The following is a 15,280-nucleotide window of genomic DNA, read 5'->3' as shown; positions in this document are numbered from 1 at the left end:
CCCTCGCCGACCTCGGCCCCGATGGCGGGCACCGCCCTGGCCTCGGTCCTGACGACAGGCCACGCCCACGCCGACCTCGGTCCTGACGACAGGCCGCGCGCTGGCCAGCCTCGATCCCAGCCCCCGAGCCGCGCCCTGACCGGCCTCGGCTCCGGCGACAGGCCCCGCCTTGCCCGGCCTCGGCTCCGGTGGGGTGGCCGGTCCCGGCGGCAACCGAGGGCGGGCCCGGCCCGGCTCACCCACCCGGCGGCGGTCCAGCGGGACGCACCCGACCGCCGGTCCCCGCCGAACGCCGATCCGGCCGCGTGCGGGCCCCGGCCCAGTCAGGGCTTTCCGTCCCCGCCGGACGGCACCCGGCACCCGACGGCCCGCCCGCCGCGGGCCTCCGCCCTATGCGGCCCCGCCCGCTGCGGGACCCAGCTGGTGCCGGCCCCGCCCGCCGCGGCCCGGGCCGTCGGCGGGAGCGGACCCGCCTGGTGGCCCCGCGGTGCGCGACCGTCGCCCGTCGGCCGCCTCGGCGGCGTGACACCATCAGCTACGTGCTCGACATCGGCTACGCCCTCTCCAACCGCTTCCCCGACCCCCCGCAGACCGACTACCGGGGCGCGGACGTGCGCGCGCTGCGGCACGACCTCTTCTGCGGAGACGTCTACCTCGCCGACACCAAGGCCGACCGGGAGTTGTCGACGGCCTGGGGCTGGGTGCCGGTCCTGGACTTCGCGTGGGCGTTGTGCGACATCGTGGAGCAGCTCGACCGGGACCCGCTCGGCAGCCGGGCCTCCCGCCCCCAGCAGGCCGAACTGGACTTCACCGAGTCGAGCGACCGCATGCTCTTCGAGCGCCGCTTCGGCTGGGTGGACATCGAGGCCGACTGGATGCCGGGCGAGGAGGAGCCGCTGACCTTCTCGCACTCCGAACTCCGCCGCGAGGCCCGCGACTTCCTGCACGATCTGATCGCCGACCTCACCGACCTGCACGACGACCTCGCCGAGAACCCGGCGATCTGGACGCTCCAGGCCCGCTTTCCCCGCGTCTCGTAGCCCGGAGCCCCCGGGAGCCCGCGCCCGGCGCCGACCGGGCACCGGCGCGGCTCACCACCGCGTCGCTCCCCCGCCCCCACCGCTCCGAGTCCCTCAGCCCTCCACCGCCCCGCCGTCCACCCGGATACCCATCTCGGACGCCAGGACCGGTGCCAGATCCAGCAGTTGGGTCGGGCTGACCACCGCGCCCGACAGCCGGTCCACGCCCCGCGCGATGTCCAGCTCGGCAGCCGCGCGCAGGTCCACGTCCACGAGGGTCGCCCCCGTGAGGTCCGCCCCCTTCAGGACGCAGTCCACGAACTCCACCCGCTCCAGGCGGGCGCCCCCGAAGTCCGGCTCGAGCAGCACGCAGCCGTGGAAGACGACGTCCTTGAGGCGCGCCGTGCGCAGATTCAGATAGTCGATCTTGCCGCCGCGGACCAGGACCCGCTCCAGGACGGCGCCGTGCAGCTGCACCCCGCCCAGGCGGGCGTCCACCAACTCGACGTCGCGCAGCGTCGACTCGGCGAGATCCGTGCCCACACCCCGGGCGCCGGTCAGGACCGAGTCCAGCACGCGCGCGTGGTGCAGCCGGGTCTCGTCCAGAGCGCAGCCCGTCAGCGCGCAGTCCATGAAACGGGCACCCCCGCCGTCCTGGCCGGCGAAGTCCGCCTGGAGGAACTCCAGCCCGTCGTAGTCCCCGTCGGGCTCCAACTCCCCGCCGCCGAACGGCTCCAGCGGGGGAAGCCGGACCTCCGGCCGCCGCGCCGCCTTCACACCGCCCCCGGCGCCCCCGCCGGCCCCCCGTGTCCCGCCCTTGCCGCCCGTCGCTGTCCTCGCCATGGCCCCATCCTGCACGGCGCCACTGACAATCGCCCTGACCTGCGAAGTCACCACCTATGTCACATTCCGGGGTGCTCGATCGGTCGTATGCGCAGAAGAGGAGCACCGGACAGCCGACAGCGGACGACGACGCGAGGGAGACCCCAGTCATGCATCACATCACCGTCATCGGCGGTGGCTTCGCCGGACTCACCGCGGCCATCACCGCCGCCGAGGCGGGCGCCGAGGTCACCGTGCACGAGGCGCATCACACGCTCGGCGGCCGGGCCCGCACCGCCGAGGGACCGTACCGGACCAACGAGGGGCCGCACGCCCTCTACAGCGGCGGCCCGCACTGGACCTGGCTCAAGCAGCGCGACCTGATCGGGCCGCTCGCGCCGATCCCGCCCCTGGAGGCGGCGCGGCTGCGGCTGCACCACAGGGGCGCCCTGCGGCGCACCCCGCCCTTCGCGATGCTCAAACTGCTGCGCCGCGCCTCCCGGCAGGCACCCGTGGACGTCGACTTCATGACCTGGGCCACGGCGGAGGCGGGCGAGGAGGGCGCGCGGGCCGCCGCGAACTACTCCGCCGTTGCCCTCTTCCACCACGATCCCGGAGCGCTGTCCGCCGCTTTCGTGCAGGAACGGCTGCGCCGCGCCATGAGACTGCCCCCGGAGGCGCACTACCCGCGCGGCGGCTGGGCGAGCGTCATCGACCGGATGGCGGCGCGGGCGTGGAACCTCGGTGTGCGCATGGAGACACTGTCCCGCGTGGACGAGGTCCCCGTGAACCGTGGTCCGGTCGTCGTCGCCACCTCCCTCGACTCGGCGCGGCGTCTGCTCGGCGACCCGTCGCTGACCTGGACCGGCGGTCGTACCGCGCTCGTCGACCTGGCCCTGCGCACCCGCCGCGGCGACGCGTTCGCGGTCTCCGACCTGGACACGCCCGGCTGGATCGAGCGGTTCACCGCGCAGGACCGCACTCTCGCCCCGGCCGGGGAGCAGCTGATCCAGGGGCAGATCCCCATCGCACCGCACGAGTCCAGGTCCGACGGCGTGGCCCGTGCCGAGCACCTGCTCGACCTCGCCTTCGACGGCTGGCGCGAGCGGCTCGTGTGGCGGCGCGAGGCCGTGGCGAACGGCCGGACCGGCGCGGTGGATCTGCCCGGGACCAGCTGGCGCGACCGGCCGCGGATCGACCGCGGCGACGGCGTGTACCTGGCGGGCGACCAGGTCGCGGCCCCCGGGGTGCTGTCGGAGGTGTCCTTCAACAGCGCCCTCGAAGCCGTGGCTCTCGCCCTGCGGATCCGGCAGCGCCTTGACCTCAAGCATGCTTGAGGTCGAAGGCTGGCGTGCGACAGGAACACGCGGGGCGCCCGACGACCAGGCGCCCGGGAGGAGCCCACCATGCACGCCGTCCGCCTGCACGCCTTCGGTCCGGCAGAGAACCTCACCTACGAGAAGGCCGAGGACCCCGAGCCGGGCCCCGGCCAGGTCCGCGTCGCCGTCGCCGCGGCGGGCGTCCACCTCCTCGACACGGCCCTGCGCGAAGGTGCTCAGGGCCCTGCCCCCGAGCCCACCCCACTGCCGACGATCCCGGGCCGCGAGGTCGCGGGCACCGTCGAATCCGTCGGCGAGGGCGTCGCCGCGCTCTGGCTGGGCAGGCGCGTCGTCGCCCACCTCGGCTTCGCACCCGGCGGCTACGCGGAGCTCGCCGTCACGGACGCCGACCGCCTCCACGAGATCCCGCAGAACCTGGACTTCGCCCAGGCCGTCGCCATGATCGGAACGGGCCGCACGGCCATGGGGATCGTGCAGTTCACCGACCTCGGCCCGGGTTCCGTGGCCGTCGTGCCCGCGGCGGCAGGCGGCATCGGCACCCTCCTCGTGCAGTACGCGCGGCATGCGGGAGCCACCGTGATCGGCCTCGCGGGCGGGCCCGAGAAGGTGGCCCGGGTCCGTGCGAACGGCGCCGACCTGGCCGTCGACTACACGGACGCCGCCTGGCCCGGGCACGTGCGTGATTTCCTCGGCACCCGCACGGCGACGGTCGTCTTCGACGGGGTCGGCGGCGACGTCGCCCGCGCCGCCGTCGCCCTCCTCGGCCCGGGCGGCCGGCACATCGTCTTCGGCTGGTCCGGCGAAGGCATCAAGGACGGCTCCGCGTATCTCGTCGACGGCGTCTCCGAGCAGGTCCTCGGTCCGGCGATGCTGCGGAAGGCGGGTGGTCCCAGCCCCGTACGCACCCTGGAACTGCGCGCCCTCGCCGAAGCCGCCGCGGGCCGCCTCGCCCCGGCCGTCACCCGCTTCCCGCTCGCCGAGGCGGCCGCCGCGCACCGGGCCCTGGAGTCCCGGGGTACGACCGGGAAGGTGGTGCTGGAGCCGTGATCCGGCACCGGACCGGAGATGCGACCCCTACCCATCCATGGTCTTCTGGGCAAGTGAGCCGCACCCGAACAGGTGAATCCGCCGCTCCCACAGGTGCCCCGGGCACCGACCCCCACCGCTGGTGGGGCCTGGTGATCATCGCCCTCGCACAGCTGATGGTGGTGCTGGACGCCACCATCGTGAACATCGCGCTCCCCTCCGCACAGCACGACCTCGGCCTGTCCGACGGCAACAGGCAGTGGGTCATCACGGCGTACACCCTGGCCTTCGGCGGTCTGCTGCTGCTCGGCGGCCGGATCGCGGACCTGGCCGGCCGCAGACGCACCTTCGTCATCGGGCTCATCGGCTTCGCCGCCGCGTCCGCGCTGGGCGGCGCCGCCACCGGCCCCGGCATGCTCTTCGGCGCCCGCGCGCTCCAGGGCGCCTTCGCCGCCGTGCTGGCCCCCTCGGCGCTCAGCCTGCTGACCATCACGTTCACCGACCCGAGGGAACGCGGGAAAGCCTTCGGCATCTACGGCGCGCTGGCGGGTTCGGGCTCGGCGATCGGCTTCATCGCGGGCGGCCTGCTGACCGAGTACCTGAACTGGCGCTGGTGCCTGTACGTGAACGTCCCGATCGCCGTCGCCGCGGTCCTCGGCGCGTACGCGCTGCTGCGCGACAGTCCGGCACAGAAGGGCGCCCGGCTCGACGTCCTCGGCGCGGTGCTGGGCTGCGGCGGGCTGGTCTCCCTCGTCTACGGCTTCAGCGAGGCGGAACCGCGCGGCTGGACGGACCCGCTGGTGCTGTCGCTGTTCGCGCTCGCCGTCGTGCTGCTGGCCGGCTTCGTCCGCCGGCAGACAAGGGCCCCCGGCCCGCTTCTGCCGCTGCACATCGTCAAGGACCGCGACCGCGCCGGCTGCTTCCTGACGATGACCCTCGCCGTCATCGGCATGTTCGGCATGTTCCTGTTCCTGACCTACTACCTCCAGGTCGTCCTGGGCTACTCGCCCGTGCGGACGGGCCTGGCCTTCCTGCCCCTGACGATCGCGATCGTCATCGGCTCGACGCAGATATCGGCCCGGCTGCTGCCCCGTGTGGCACCCCGCGTACTGATGGTCCCCGGCACGGTCCTCGCGGCCGGCGGCATGTTCGTCCTCACCCGCATCACGGTCGACTCCGCGTACGCGAGCCGGCTGCTGCCCGGACTGATCCTGATGGGCCTCGGCATGGGCCTGGTCTTCATGCCGGTCTTCGCCACCGCGACCGCCGGGGTGGCCCCGCGGGACTCCGGCGTGACCTCCGCGACCGTCAACACCTCTCAGCAGGTCGGCGGTTCGATCGGCACCGCACTGCTGAACACCATCGCCACCACCAGCGGCACGGCGTTCGTCGCCGCCCACCTCGGCGATGCCGCACACAGGCAGCTGGTCGTACGGGAGGGCATCGTGCACGGCTACACCGTCGCCATCTGGTGGGCCGTCGGCGTCATGCTCCTGGCCGGGCTCGTCGCGGGCCTCATGGTCACCACGAAGCCCCCCGCACGCCTCCCCTCGAACGCGCGGGTGCCGGAATCGGTGGGGTGACGGCACCCCGGCGGGGCGCCCGCGTCCCGGCTCCGGCCGGTCAGTGCCGCCCGGCCACCCGGTCCGCCACCTGCGCCAGACGCGACGACCGCGCGCTGTGCGTGGTCAGTTCGCGGCGGTCCGCCGTGCGGTACGTCGCGTACAGCCCGTGCACACCGATCCAGCGCAGCGGCTCCGGCTCCCACTTTCGGACCTTGTGGCCGACCCACGGCAGCCCGGTCAGGTCGGTCGCGCCCGACCGGCCCGAGTCCTGCTGGACCAGGTCACGCAGGGTGCGCGCGGCGAGGTTGGTGGTGGCGACCCCGGAGCCGACGTAGCCGCCGGCCCAGCCGAGGCCCGTGGAGCGGTCCAGGGTCACGGTGGCGCACCAGTCGCGGGGCACGCCGAGCACCCCCGACCAGGCGTGCTCCACCCGCACGCCCGCCAGCGTCGGGAAGAAGCGCACGAGGATCTCGCGCAGGGCCTCGACCGTCGCCGGCTGGGTGCGCCCGTCGTTGTCGGTGCGCGAACCGAATCGGTACGGGACCCCACGCCCGCCCAGCGCGATGCGGTCGTCGGCGGTGCGCTGCGCGTACATGTACGCGTGCGCCATGTCGCCGAGCGTCTCGCGGCCCTCCCAGCCGATGGCCTCCCACTGCTCCGGCGCCAGGCGCTCCGTCGCGATCATCGAGGAGTTCATGGGCAGCCAGGTGCGCTTCTGGCCCCTGAGGCTCGCGGTGAAGCCCTCCGTGCAGCGCAGCACGTACGGCGCGCGGACGGTCCCGTACGGCGTCACCGCGTGCCCCGGCCGGATCTCCGTCACGGGTGTCTGCTCGTGGATGGTGACCCCGAGGTCCTCGACGGCCGCCGCGAGCCCCTTCACCAGCTTCACCGGGTGCAGCCGGGCCCCGTGCGGGGTCCATGTCGAGCCGACCGCGTCCGCGACCCGCACCCGCGCGGCGGTCTCCCGGGCGCCGTACAGTTCGCGGTCCTTCTCGCCGTACGACAGCTCGTGCTCGTGGAAGGCCTTCAGCCGTGCCAGCTGGGCGGGCGCGTAGGCCACCTCGAGGACGCCGCCCTGGTGGATGTCGGCGTCGATGCCCTCCTCCGAGGCGACGCGCACCACCTCGGCGACGGTGTCGTTCATCGCCCGCTGGAGACGTACGGCCGCCTCGTGACCGTGCAGCTTCGCGTACCGGTCGCGGCCCGCGATGCCGTTGTAGAGCCAGCCGCCGTTGCGCCCCGAGGCCCCGTACCCGCAGAACTTCTGCTCCAGCACGGTGACGCGGAGGAAGGGCGCCGCCTTCTTCAGGTAGTACGCGGTCCACAGGCCGGTGTATCCGCCGCCGACGATGACGACGTCGGCGGTCGCGTCGCCGGGGAGGGGCTCCCGCGTCACGGGGATACCGTCGTCCGCGTACCAGAAGGAGATGCCGCCGTTGACGACACCGCTGACTGCGCTGCTCATGGCCGGGACGTTAACGCCTGAGCGCGGCCAGTGTCTCCTTCGGATTCCATGCTTTTGCGCGGCCCAGAGTCAGCGGCCGGCACGCCAGACCGATCAACACCGCGATGAAATGCCCGAAATCGGTGAAGGTGGGGCTGACCGTCAGCGGAGCGGCGTAGCCGAGCAGGACGATGCCCACGTACGCGTACCGCCACGGCGGGGCGATCCGGTAGGCCAGGACGGCGATCACCCCCGCCAGCGCGTAACTCACTCCGATGTCGAGCGTGTTGAGCGACGAGTACGGGGCGATCCCGTCGTTGACCGCCCGCAGCAGGGCGCCCTCGCTGGCGAGCGTCGCGAGGACGTGCGCGGCGACGCACACGACGAGCCAGCGCGCGGTGCCCAGCCAGCGTTCGGCCTGCGCGTGGAAGACCGTGTAGAGGGCGGCGTACGGCAGCCAGTGCCCGCTGTCGATCCACATCGCGCTGGAGATCAGTACCCGCAGCGGATCGTTCGACAGCTCGTGGATGTTCGTCGAGCGCTGCCGCAGGAAGTCCTGCTCGAAATCCGGCGACATGCGGTGCAGGGCGACCGTGGTGACGAACAGGGCCAGCAGCCAGATGTACGTCCCCGGGGCGCTGCGGACGTAGGCGCGCGCTCTCCCCAGGCCGGTGCGGACGTGGGCGCGCACCCCCACCGGGCCGCCCCGTTCCGCGCCACGGCCCCGGCTCCTCGTGCGCGCGACCCGGTTCACACCGGCAAGTATGGTCGGCAAGGTGATCGACGTGCCTGGCGAGCCGGCGGCCGCGCAGGAGAGATTCAACGGCGCCGCGGGCCGCGCGTTCGTCGCCGGCCTGCCCCGGCGGGCGGCCCGCTTCCTCGGCCTGTGGGGTCTGGGTATCGACGGGCCCGCCATGCACGGGGTGAGCGCGCTGGTCCTTCCGGTGGTACGCCACGGGTCCCTCCCTGGCGGGCAGCACGACGGTCCGGCACGGGCCGCGCTCAAGCTCCAGCTCCTCGACGAGGAGAGCGCCGGCGAGCCCGTCGCCCTGCGCCTGTGGGACGGCGACGGATCGGTGCGGCTCCTGGAACACGACGCGTCCACCCGCACGCTCCTGCTCGAACGGCTCGACGAGACACGCCTGCTGACCGGCCTTCCGGACGCCCGCGGGGCCGTCTTCGTCATCGCCGGACCGCTCGCCCGCCTCACCGCACTACCCGCTCCCGCCGGACTGCGCCGACTGGGCGACGCCGCCCACGCCATGCTGGAACAGGTCCCGTGGGCGCATACAGCTCTGTTGCGCGGAGTGCGCTGGCGACCGTTACTGCCATTCCGCCCCGTACGACGGGATTTCCGACGGCATTCTCCGCGACCACCCCGAGGGAATAATTTACCGAAATGAATTTTGATCCGAATCAGCTAGCGGCGGTCGTGTCGGATCGGGAACGGCTACAGGCAGCCACTCAGGCCCGCACCATGTCAGTGATCATCAGCGAGACGCTGATGTGTCTCCCCTCGAGAGGAAAATAGAGAATGCATCGTGGCATTCCCTTGTCTGTGATGCTGTCCAGCGTGGCGGTCCTGGCTTTCCCCACCTCGGCCTCCGCCGAAGACACCCCCGTGACGCTGGAGGTGACCGGGGGTGGTCTCGGTATCACGGTGCCGGCGGGGCCGGTCGACCTCGGTTCGACCGCGGTCAGTTCCAGCCCGCAGACGGTCACCAGTCAACTGGGCAACGTCACTGTGACCGACCAGCGCGGCGCTACCGCCGACTGGACGGTCACCGCGCAGGCAGTGGACTTCGCGGGCCCCAACAACACCACCATCTCGGTCTCAGCACCGAACTCCAGCACGTACCACGCTCCCCAGGCGAGCGTCATCGGCACCGCCACGGTGACCCCGCACGACCTGAGCCCCATGTATCCGCCGGGCCCCGTGCAGACCGCCACGGGTGTCTCCGGAACCAACTCGGCGACCTGGAACCCGACGATCTCGATCACTGTCCCCGCGAACTCGCTCGCGGGCACGTACAACTCGACCATCACGCATTCCGTGGCGTGACCTAGCGGCACCCAACCGAGGCTTCTTCTGTGCACAAGTACATTCCGGCTGGAGCGCTGTGCCTGCTGGCGCTTGCCGGGACCATCAGCGTCCCTCCGTCCGCAACCGCATCACCCCGGGTCGCGGCGGAGGGAACTGGCGGTCACGGCAGTTTCTCCGTACGGCTCGTCGACGTTCCCGGTTCCCTCATCAACGACACACGCGCACGTCAGTACATCATCGACAACCTGCATCCGGGCACCACTATCCGTCGGCGGGTGGAGGTGGCGAACACCTCCGACGAACCGGCGCGTGTGGTGGTGTATCCCGGGGCTGCGGGAATCAGGCACGGTTCGTTCATCGGAGCGCTCGGGGGACGAAGGAGCGAACTGACCTCGTGGACGTCCCTGTCCAGAAAACGGCTCGAGGTGCCGGCCCATTCCACGGCCCGTACGTCCGTGACGATCCGCGTGCCCCGGGACGCGGCCCCGGGCGAGAGATACGGCGTCATCTGGGCACAGGTGTCCGGAGGAGACGGCCCCGGCGTCACGCTGGTCAACCGCGCCGGGATCCGGCTGTATCTCTCCGTGGGCGGCCACAATCCGCCGCCGACCAAATTCACGGTCGACACGATGACAGCCGAACGCGACCGGGCTGGTCGGGCAATCGTCAAGGCCCAGGTCCACAACACGGGCGGCCGTGCTCTGGACTTGAGCGGAACCCTCAATCTGGCCAAGGTGGGAGGGAGCATCAACGCCGGGCCTTACGCTGTTCAGCTCGGCACCACCCTCGCGCCCGGCCAGTCCGAGCCGGTGACGGTGCCGGTGACCGATCAAGTGGACAACGGCCCCTGGAAGGCCACGCTCCACCTCAAGAGCGGCCTGTACGAGGAGACCTACCGCGCTCGCATCACCTTCCCACGCCACGGAGGTCACGGGCGGCCGGTCCCGGCACAGGCCGTTGTCGCCGGCAGGCACATGGCCCTCTACGGAGGGGCGGCCGGGCTGGCCCTGGGTGGTGTGATCCTTCCCGCTGTGATGTGGCGGCGCCGGAAGGCAGCATCCCGGGACACGTGAGCCAGCCGCGCAGTCGGGCCGAGTTCCCATGGCCGAAGCAAGCCACAGAGCATCCTGAAAACCGGCCCTGACCCAGGTGCGTCGGCACGGCTGCGCCAGGCTCCTCACGGCGGCCGGAGTGGCGCCCCGTGCCGTGATGGAAATCCTGGGCCACGGTCAGATCAGCATCGGGATGGATGTCTGCACGCACGTGACACCGGACACACGGCGCGAGGCCGTCCATCACATGGACCGCCTGCTCAGGCGCCGTGTCGACGTGAGCGACCGCCCCGGTCGATGTCACCCGTGGGATGTCGAACGTCCCGGACCGAATCACCGGCCGGGGCGTTGGTGCTGCTCAGCGAGAGAGCCCCCTGTCGGATTCGAACCGACGGCCTTCGCTTTACAAGTTCGATCCGGGTCCGCTCTGGCTGCCGTCGTCGACTGGTGCGACAGCCGGACAGGGTCACTGGCGTGTGCCCCCCGTCTGGCGTTGTCGACGTCAGCCGTGGATGTCAGAACCTTCTGATCCGTAGCCCTACAGAGATCGGTCATTGAGGGTCACACAGGCCGCCGGGAAGCCCATGGTGGCCGGCGTGGGGCGCTGCCGGTTGCTGTGGTCGCTGAATCGTGTAGCGGGCCGGGGGACCTCCTGACCGACTACGGTCGGCGTGGTGATGCCGGTTCGTCGAGCAGGTGCTGGATCAGTGTGATCGCACGGTCGATGGCGGGCGGTTCGCCGATCACGATCGGGGTCCATTGCAGCGCGGTGCCGAGTTGCACGACGATTTCCACCGTCCGTGCGTCGATTCCGTTCACACCGTGCGCTGTGAGGCAGGCGGTCACGCCGGCGCGCAGCGCGGCGTTCACCTGGCCTGCTTCGGCCATCAGTACGCGCAGGGCCACGGTGGGCTCCTGTTCCGCGAACTGCCGCAGCGGCCCGTTGCCGGACGTCACCTGCATGAAGCGGCGGATGTCGGCGAGCGCCCCCGGCACTCCGCCACTGGCGCTGCCCTCTGACACTGTCTGCCACGTCTCGGCGCTGAACTCCGCCAGGATCATGGCCAGCAGCGCCTCACGGTCACCGACCCACCGGTACAGCGTGCTGCGTCCGACGTCGAGGGCGGCCGCCAGGGTGCGCATGTCTACGCGCTCACCGTGCAGGAACACCCGCCGGGCGTACTGCACGGCCAGCTCACGGGTCGGCCGTTGCAGTCGGGGCAGCACGGGCTCGGAATCCGGGGTGGACTTCACCGGGCCATCGTAGAGCGGCACAGATTGTGCTTCTGAATCAAATGAAACACTATTGACGAGTGTCCCACGGGGTCTTAGCGTCTCCGGAGCCCCGCGGATGCGGGACCATCGAGACTCAAGGAGGAGTCCGCGTGCGCCTGCTTCCCGCTCCACTCGGCGCCCTGACCTGCGCTCTGATCACGAGCGCCGCCCTGACCGTCGCACCCGCCCACGCCCGTGGGGGCGCCGACGAGAGCGCGGGCGCGCAGGCGGCCGACTGCCTGTGGCAGGGGCCGGCCGGCATGGTCGACGATCCTGCCCAGAACTACGCCTTTCCTGACGCGGGAGCCCGCTACTGGTCCGCACAGCTGACTCTGCCCGCAGGCGCCCGGCTCACTTTCGATGGCGAGTACGCCCACGCCCGCTACCAGTCACTGAACAGCTACGACATGGCCACGCACGGGCCGACCGATGCGCTCAACGATGTCTCCACCCGGCCGGACGCGGGCTCGTCCAACCCCTATCTCCCGGGTGCCCGGCGCGCGTCCGATTCCCACCGCTCGTACCGCGTCACGGTCGTGGGCGACCCCGCGCCCACGGACCCGGCGCGACGAGCCGGGAACACGCTTTACGCCGGCGTGGCAGGGCAGTCGACGATGGCTCTGATCTACCGCGTCTACCTGCCCGACCGCGGTCGTGACGCCACTGGCGGTGCCGGTCTGCCTCGCCCCACCCTGCACCTGGCGGACGGCTCCACCGTGACGGGTCCGGCCCTGTGCCAAGCAGTCGCGGCGTCGCGGAGCCTACTGCCTCTTGCCACCCTGCCCCTGCAGAGCTATCTGGCGTTGCGCGACCAGCCCGACCGTCCGACCGGGTTCCCCGCCGATGCGCAGCCCGTCTGGCACGCCTTCTACAACTCCGCCTTCAGCCTGGCCTGCGTCTACCAAGGCGCCTGCGACGGCACGCCCGCCCGGACCGGAGGCCAGTACTCCAACCGCGACAACCAGTACGTCGACGCCTACGTCAGCCGCGCCCTCGGCAACGTGCTGGTCCTGCGGGGCAAACTGCCCGTCACCCCCGCGACCCTCGACCGCGAGCCCCGCATGGCCGCGCACACCGACCTGCGGTACTGGTCACTGTGCTCCAACGAGAGCTACGCCACCACTCGCGCGGTCGCCTGCGTGGACGACGAACACGTGCTGACCGACAGCCACGGCCGGTACACGATCGTGCTGAGCCTGCCGCAGGACCGGCCCGCCAACGCCACCGCCGCCAACGGCGTCACCTGGCTGAGCCTGTCCCCGAAGGGAGACGGCGCCGGACACCCGGACGACACCATGCTCATCCTGCGCAACATGCTGCCGTCCGCAGGCTTCCACCAAGCCGTCCAGGACACCAAGGCTCCCGGCGACGAGCGCGCCGTCATGGGCGACTACCTGCCCACCGGCGCCTACACGACCACGACGGCGTTCGAGGCCCTCGGCCACCCGGCCGCGGCTTCGCCGCGCGGCTCCCGCTGACCTATCAGGCCGAGCCGGCCCGGGCGGCCGGCTCGCTGAGTGCACGCAGCACAAGTCTGTTGGGGGTCCAGTGAGCCGCGTGCCCGGGCGTTCACCTGTGTTCATGCTCGTCCAGGTGCTCCGTACGAGCTGACGGCCGGACTCTCGTGAACGGTGGTGGCCGTTGCCGAATGAGACGGAAACTGCGACGGATGGGCACCGGCTGGCCAAGCTGTTCGAAACAGTGGCCGCGGGCACCTGTCCATCGTGATGCGGATCTGGCTGTGGCCCAAGATTTCCATCACGACACGGGGCACCACTCCGGCCGCCGTGAGGAGCGTGGCGCAGCCGTGCCGGGCGTCGTGCAGACGGATGCGCCGAAGGCCGACTGCGGCCGTGATGCGGAAGAACGACCGATTGATGTACTGCGGGTCGATCGGACGGCCGGTGCGCGTGGTGAAGACGTGCGAGGACGGGGACAGCTCCACTCCCCGGAGCCGCGCCGCATCGGTCTGCCGCATCCGGTGCCACCGGAGTGCCGCAAGGCAGATCAGAGGGAGAGACAGGGGGCGTGACCGGCTGCTCAGGCGCCGTCTCGACCGTGAGCGACCGCCCCGGTCGATGCCACCCGTGGGATGTCGAACGCCCCGGACCGACCACCGGCCGGGGCGTTGGTGCTGCTCAGCGAGAGAGCCCCCTGTCGGATTCGAACCGACGACCTTCGCTTTACAAGAGCGGCGCTCTGACCAGCTGAGCTAAGGAGGCCTGCACGCGCGCCCACCGCGAGCGTGCCCGTGCAGTGTACCCACCTCCCCGCCGGGCCCCGTCGAAAATTCCCGCGAAGTTCACAGGGCTCCGGGTACTGACAGACCACGTGAACGCCAGGTAGCGTCCTGACCCAGTTCACCCTTGTGGACTACACCACCACCTTTACAACGGATCGTCCGGCACGTTCCTGCCGGTGAAGGGGGCCCATTCACCATGGCCACTGTTTCGTTCGACAAGGCGACCCGGATCTACCCGGGTTCCGAGAAGCCCGCCGTCGACGGCCTGGACATCGAGATCGCCGACGGCGAGTTCCTCGTCCTCGTCGGTCCGTCCGGCTGCGGCAAGTCCACCTCGCTCCGCATGCTCGCGGGGCTCGAGGACGTCAACGGCGGAGCCATCCGCATCGGCGACCGCGACGTCACGCACCTGCCGCCCAAGGACCGGGACATCGCGATGGTGTTCCAGAACTACGCGCTCTACCCGCACATGACGGTCGCCGACAACATGGGCTTCGCGCTCAAGATCGCCGGCGTGCCGAAGGCGGAGATCCGCCAGAAGGTCGAGGACGCGGCGAAGATCCTCGACCTCACCGAGTACCTCGGCCGCAAGCCGAAGGCCCTCTCCGGCGGTCAGCGCCAGCGTGTCGCCATGGGCCGCGCCATCGTGCGTGAGCCCCAGGTCTTCCTCATGGACGAGCCGCTGTCGAACCTCGACGCCAAGCTCCGTGTCTCGACCCGTACGCAGATCGCGTCGCTCCAGCGCCGCCTCGGCATCACCACCGTCTACGTCACCCACGACCAGGTCGAGGCCATGACGATGGGCGACCGCGTGGCGGTGCTCAAGGACGGTCTGCTCCAGCAGGTCGACTCGCCGCGCAACATGTACGACCGCCCGGCGAACCTCTTCGTCGCCGGCTTCATCGGCTCCCCGGCCATGAACCTGGTCGAGGTCCCGATCACCGACGGTGGCGTGAAGTTCGGCAACAGCGTCGTCCCGGTCAACCGCGAGGCCCTCAAGGCCGCCGCCGACAAGGGCGACCGCACGGTCACCGTCGGCGTCCGCCCCGAGCACTTCGACATCGTCGAGCAGAACGGCGGCGCCGCGAAGACCCTCTCCAAGGAGACCGAGGACGCCCCGGCCGGCCTCGCCGTGTCGGTGAACGTGGTCGAGGAGCTCGGCGCCGACGGCTACGTCTACGGCAGCGCCAAGGTCGGCGACGAGCACAAGGACCTCGTCGTCCGCGTCAGCGGCCGCGCGGTCCCGGAGAAGGGCGCCACGCTGCACGTCGTGCCGCGTCCGGGCGAGACCCACGTGTTCTCCACCTCGACGGGCGAGCGTCTCTCCGACTGACACCGCCGAGGCGGATTCCACACCCGCAGGGGTGGAATTCATCCAAGTTGACGAAGAGGGCCCCGCAGCCTGCTGCGGGGCCCTCTTCGTTGTCGACAAATACCCTGGCATACCAGGC

Annotated in this window: 12 protein-coding genes, 1 tRNA gene and 3 pseudogenes; 10 read left to right on the top strand and 6 right to left on the bottom strand. The window is 71.4% G+C overall.

From position 1 onward, the window contains the following. The first annotated feature begins 539 nt into the window (after positions 1–539). On the top strand, positions 540–1,040 hold the full coding sequence (locus H305_RS0141840) for a hypothetical protein (protein WP_028805696.1): 501 nt from the start codon (positions 540–542) through the stop codon (positions 1,038–1,040). 93 nt (positions 1,041–1,133) lie between these two features. On the opposite strand, the gene H305_RS0141835 is transcribed toward H305_RS0141840, so the two are convergent. Further along, complete coding sequence (locus tag H305_RS0141835) at positions 1,134–1,862, bottom strand: pentapeptide repeat-containing protein (RefSeq protein WP_078629522.1); 729 nt, start codon at positions 1,860–1,862, stop codon at positions 1,134–1,136. A 149-nt stretch (positions 1,863–2,011) separates the two neighbouring features. Here H305_RS0141835 and H305_RS0141830 point away from each other — a divergent pair, with 149 nt between their 5' ends. From H305_RS0141830 to H305_RS0141820, 3 genes are all read left to right on the top strand, one after another. Next, positions 2,012–3,178, top strand: coding sequence for an FAD-dependent oxidoreductase (locus tag H305_RS0141830; protein ID WP_028805694.1), 1,167 nt, complete (start codon positions 2,012–2,014; stop codon positions 3,176–3,178). 69 nt (positions 3,179–3,247) lie between these two features. Continuing rightward, positions 3,248–4,228 (top strand): zinc-binding dehydrogenase, encoded by a 981-nt coding sequence (locus tag H305_RS0141825; protein WP_028805693.1) that lies wholly within the window; start codon positions 3,248–3,250, stop codon positions 4,226–4,228. Between the two features lie 53 nt (positions 4,229–4,281). Further along, complete coding sequence (locus tag H305_RS0141820) at positions 4,282–5,790, top strand: MFS transporter (protein ID WP_028805692.1); 1,509 nt, start codon at positions 4,282–4,284, stop codon at positions 5,788–5,790. Between the two features lie 40 nt (positions 5,791–5,830). On the opposite strand, the gene H305_RS0141815 is transcribed toward H305_RS0141820, so the two are convergent. Both H305_RS0141815 and H305_RS0141810 read right to left on the bottom strand, forming a co-directional pair. Next, positions 5,831–7,237 (bottom strand): NAD(P)/FAD-dependent oxidoreductase, encoded by a 1,407-nt coding sequence (locus H305_RS0141815; RefSeq protein WP_028805691.1) that lies wholly within the window; start codon positions 7,235–7,237, stop codon positions 5,831–5,833. A gap of 10 nt (positions 7,238–7,247) precedes the next feature. After that, complete coding sequence (locus H305_RS0141810) at positions 7,248–7,913, bottom strand: rhomboid-like protein (protein WP_234021430.1); 666 nt, start codon at positions 7,911–7,913, stop codon at positions 7,248–7,250. A 67-nt stretch (positions 7,914–7,980) separates the two neighbouring features. Between H305_RS0141810 and H305_RS48770 the strand changes: the two are divergent. The 4 genes and pseudogenes from H305_RS48770 to H305_RS55525 all read left to right on the top strand — a co-directional run. Next, positions 7,981–8,502 (top strand): annotated as a pseudogene (locus tag H305_RS48770) (aminoglycoside phosphotransferase family protein); the annotation flags it as partial. 287 nt (positions 8,503–8,789) lie between these two features. Next, complete coding sequence (locus tag H305_RS48765; RefSeq protein WP_158690679.1) at positions 8,790–9,278, top strand: WxL domain-containing protein; 489 nt, start codon at positions 8,790–8,792, stop codon at positions 9,276–9,278. A gap of 29 nt (positions 9,279–9,307) precedes the next feature. Next, on the top strand, positions 9,308–10,333 hold the full coding sequence (locus tag H305_RS0141795) for a hypothetical protein (RefSeq protein ID WP_051371581.1): 1,026 nt from the start codon (positions 9,308–9,310) through the stop codon (positions 10,331–10,333). Positions 10,334–10,415: 82 nt separating this feature from the next. Further along, positions 10,416–10,586: pseudogene (locus tag H305_RS55525) on the top strand (site-specific integrase); the annotation flags it as partial. Between the two features lie 386 nt (positions 10,587–10,972). On the opposite strand, the gene H305_RS49685 reads toward H305_RS55525, so the two are convergent. Beyond that, the gene (locus H305_RS49685) at positions 10,973–11,566 is read right to left on the bottom strand and encodes a QsdR family transcriptional regulator (RefSeq protein ID WP_051371580.1); all 594 of its coding nucleotides are present in this window, start codon (positions 11,564–11,566) and stop codon (positions 10,973–10,975) included. A gap of 131 nt (positions 11,567–11,697) precedes the next feature. Here H305_RS49685 and H305_RS48755 point away from each other — a divergent pair, with 131 nt between their 5' ends. Next, positions 11,698–13,065 carry a hypothetical protein gene (locus tag H305_RS48755; RefSeq protein ID WP_107440214.1) on the top strand — a complete coding sequence of 456 codons (1,368 nt, stop codon included), beginning with the start codon at positions 11,698–11,700 and terminating at the stop codon, positions 13,063–13,065. Positions 13,066–13,304: 239 nt separating this feature from the next. Here the strand turns inward: H305_RS48755 and H305_RS51795 are convergent. Both H305_RS51795 and H305_RS0141780 read right to left on the bottom strand, forming a co-directional pair. Then, a pseudogene (locus H305_RS51795) lies at positions 13,305–13,628 on the bottom strand (tyrosine-type recombinase/integrase); the annotation flags it as partial. A 107-nt stretch (positions 13,629–13,735) separates the two neighbouring features. Beyond that, positions 13,736–13,809, bottom strand: a tRNA-Thr gene (locus H305_RS0141780). Between the two features lie 216 nt (positions 13,810–14,025). Between H305_RS0141780 and H305_RS0141775 the strand changes: the two genes are divergently transcribed. After that, the gene (locus H305_RS0141775) at positions 14,026–15,162 is read left to right on the top strand and encodes an ABC transporter ATP-binding protein (RefSeq protein WP_028805688.1); all 1,137 of its coding nucleotides are present in this window, start codon (positions 14,026–14,028) and stop codon (positions 15,160–15,162) included. Positions 15,163–15,280 lie beyond the last annotated feature (118 nt).

The organism is Streptomyces sp. 142MFCol3.1 (genome assembly GCF_000424945.1).
Lineage (GTDB): Bacteria > Actinomycetota > Actinomycetes > Streptomycetales > Streptomycetaceae > Streptomyces > Streptomyces siamensis.
This window is presented reverse-complemented; position numbering and strand designations above follow the sequence as displayed.

Bases quoted from the DNA above. Each gene is read 5' to 3' on its own strand.
- H305_RS0141775 (WP_028805688.1), top strand. From the start codon at position 14,026: ATGGCCACTGTTTCGTTCGACAAGGCGACCCGGATCTACCCGGGTTCC.
- H305_RS0141825 (WP_028805693.1), top strand. From the start codon at position 3,248: ATGCACGCCGTCCGCCTGCACGCCTTCGGTCCGGCAGAGAACCTCACC.
- H305_RS0141815 (WP_028805691.1), bottom strand. From the start codon at position 7,237: ATGAGCAGCGCAGTCAGCGGTGTCGTCAACGGCGGCATCTCCTTCTGG.
- H305_RS0141830 (WP_028805694.1), top strand. From the start codon at position 2,012: ATGCATCACATCACCGTCATCGGCGGTGGCTTCGCCGGACTCACCGCG.
- H305_RS0141835 (WP_078629522.1), bottom strand. From the start codon at position 1,862: ATGGCGAGGACAGCGACGGGCGGCAAGGGCGGGACACGGGGGGCCGGC.